The organism is Candidatus Poribacteria bacterium (assembly GCA_016866785.1).
Lineage (GTDB): Bacteria > Poribacteria > WGA-4E.
In genome coordinates, this window is sequence record VGLH01000265.1 from 1 (window position 1) to 2,158 (window position 2,158).

A 2,158-nucleotide genomic window follows, 5' to 3' on the forward strand; every position below is an offset into this window, starting at 1 on the left:
TGGGTCGTCGAGCGGACGTTCGCGTGGATGGGGAGATTCCGACGGCTGGCGCGCGACTATGAGCGATTGGCGCAAACGTTGGTAGGTCTTCATTTCCTCGCGTTCGCCATCCTGAGGCTCAAACGGTTTGTCGCGCGGGTTCCACAAAGTGCATAACACACTCTAGGCGATCTCGAACAGCATCCTGCGGAGGTTCTCCGCGCACCGCCGCGAACCCGACACTTTTGGCGTGTAGTGCGTCTCGACGGTGTAGGGTCCTTCGTAGCCGTCGCGCCGCAGCGCTCGAAGCTGCTCGCTCCAGGGGACTTCGCCCTCGCCGATGGGCATGCCGTGGAATTCGCCCCGTCCGTCGCGTGCGGTATCCTTGACGTGCAGATGGCGCACGTGCGCCTTGATGCGCTCATACTCGTCGGGGAACGGCGTGCCGCCCGACCAGACCGAGTTGCACGGGTCCCAGTTGAGCGCGATGTTCGGATGCTGCGTCTGCTGCAAGATGTCGAGGGCGTTCATGCCGTTGTCCGCCCAGCAGATGTGCTCGTTCTCCAGGAGCAGCAGGACGCCGGCTTCCTGACACGCATCGGCGCACTGGGCGAGGAGGTCGGCGACGCGTGGAACGGCTTCCGACCGGGGCATGTCGTCCTTGCGGGCGGCGAAGAAGATCATCTTCGAGATAGACAGTTCTGCCGCGAGGTCGAGCGCCTTCGGGAGCCCGTCGCGAAATTGGCGATCCGTTTCCGGGCTGTCCAGTGGAGCCTTGAAGAAGCCTGGCGACATCGCGGTCAGCGTCACGTCCGACCGCGCGGCGAGGCTCCGCAGACGACCGTGATCTGCGCTGCTGATCTCCGGCAGACGACCTGAAGCGACCGAACGCAGCTCGAAGTGCGCGATGCCCCACTCCATGCCGAGCTCGACGGCAGTGATCGGATCGGAACTGATCTCGTCCGTGACGACCGCTAGAATCATGCGCGTCCCCCTCTCCGAACGGGCGACCGGATGACCCGCACCCTCATCGTTTTCGCCAGGGAACCCGATCCCGCGACCTGCAAGACGCGGCTCGCCGGGCTCCTGACCCCCGACGAGCGTGTCGGGTTCTACACGGCGATGCTCCGCGACCTCGCCGAGACGGTACGGGCTATTCTCTGTGACCGTCGCGTTCTCTGCCACGCATCTGACGGACCCGCCGTCACCCTACATGAGCTCTTTCCCGACGTCCAGAGCCAACGACAGGCAAACGGCGACATGGGAGACCGAATGCTCGCCGCCTTCCGCGATGCCCTGCCCACCGGTTCCCAGGATCGCGCCGTCCTCATCGGTTCCGATGCCCCTCTGTTGACGTCGTCGGACATCGGCGATGCGTTCGACTTGCTGGAGAGGCGACAGCTCGTCCTGGCTCCCAGCTCAGACGGCGGATACAGCCTCTTGGGAGCGCACGCCGACGCGTTACCGATCCTTCCAGCGATCCTGTATGGCGCTCCGTGGAGCACCGATGGCATCCTTCGTTGGACGCTCGACCGTCTATCTGCGCTATCCATCGAACCTGACCCATCAATGGTCGGTTTGTTGGAGACCCGAGACGACGTCGACACACCGGACGACTTGATCCGGCTGGGCGCAGAGCTCGAGGCTCGGATGCGACGCGGCGCGCCGACCGCGCCTCACACGACGAACTGGCTCCGCCACACGTTGCCGCCGATGCCAAAGCGCCAAATCGTGTATCCTCGCAGCAGGTGATGTGGTATACAGGAACGCCTGCGAGCAACCTCGCGGACCAGCACATCATCGCGGCAGGACAGGAGGGAAGTTACGCATGCAGCTAGCAGTTAGACGCCATCATGGGATCGCGGTGGTCGCCTTGAGAGGCGAAGTCCTCGGGGAAGACGGTCTCAAGTTGCGCTCGGCGCTCGAGCACGCCATCGACGGCTCGGAGCGCGAGACCCCGTCCCTGATCGTCGTCATCAACGAAGTGCGACGTATGGATAGCTCGGCACTCGGAGCGCTCGTGTATGCACAGTCCCATGCCCGCACGCGAGGCGGACGCATGGCGGTCGTCGGTGGGACCAGCGACATCGCGAGGTTGTTGGAGCTCTCGCAGTTGACGGCGGTGCTCGAACGCTTCCCCGATCTCCAGTCCGCACTGGCGAGCCTTGAGCCCAGCAAC

4 protein-coding genes are annotated in these 2,158 nt (G+C 64.4%); 3 read left to right on the forward strand and 1 reads right to left on the reverse strand.

What is annotated here, in order from left to right:
• Positions 1–156 (forward strand): transposase (locus FJZ36_19125; protein MBM3217012.1); only part of this gene is annotated, 156 nt, incomplete at its 5' end.
• A 6-nt stretch (positions 157–162) separates the two neighbouring features.
• On the opposite strand, the gene FJZ36_19130 is transcribed toward FJZ36_19125, so the two are convergent.
• Entirely contained in the window at positions 163–963 is an 801-nt protein-coding gene (locus FJZ36_19130; GenBank protein MBM3217013.1) for a sugar phosphate isomerase/epimerase, read from the reverse strand.
• A gap of 30 nt (positions 964–993) precedes the next feature.
• Between FJZ36_19130 and FJZ36_19135 the strand changes: the two genes are divergently transcribed.
• Together FJZ36_19135 and FJZ36_19140 are read left to right on the forward strand one after the other, a co-directional pair.
• Positions 994–1,731: a glycosyltransferase gene (locus FJZ36_19135; protein MBM3217014.1), complete on the forward strand. Its 738-nt coding sequence runs from the start codon at positions 994–996 to the stop codon at positions 1,729–1,731.
• 76 nt (positions 1,732–1,807) lie between these two features.
• Positions 1,808–2,158 (forward strand): STAS domain-containing protein (locus FJZ36_19140; GenBank protein ID MBM3217015.1); only part of this gene is annotated, 351 nt, incomplete at its 3' end.

What these genes read in the sequence shown, in the direction of transcription:
- FJZ36_19130 (MBM3217013.1), bottom strand. Translation starts at nt 963, where the DNA reads ATGATTCTAGCGGTCGTCACGGACGAGATCAGTTCCGATCCGATCACT.
- FJZ36_19135 (MBM3217014.1), top strand. Translation starts at nt 994, where the DNA reads ATGACCCGCACCCTCATCGTTTTCGCCAGGGAACCCGATCCCGCGACC.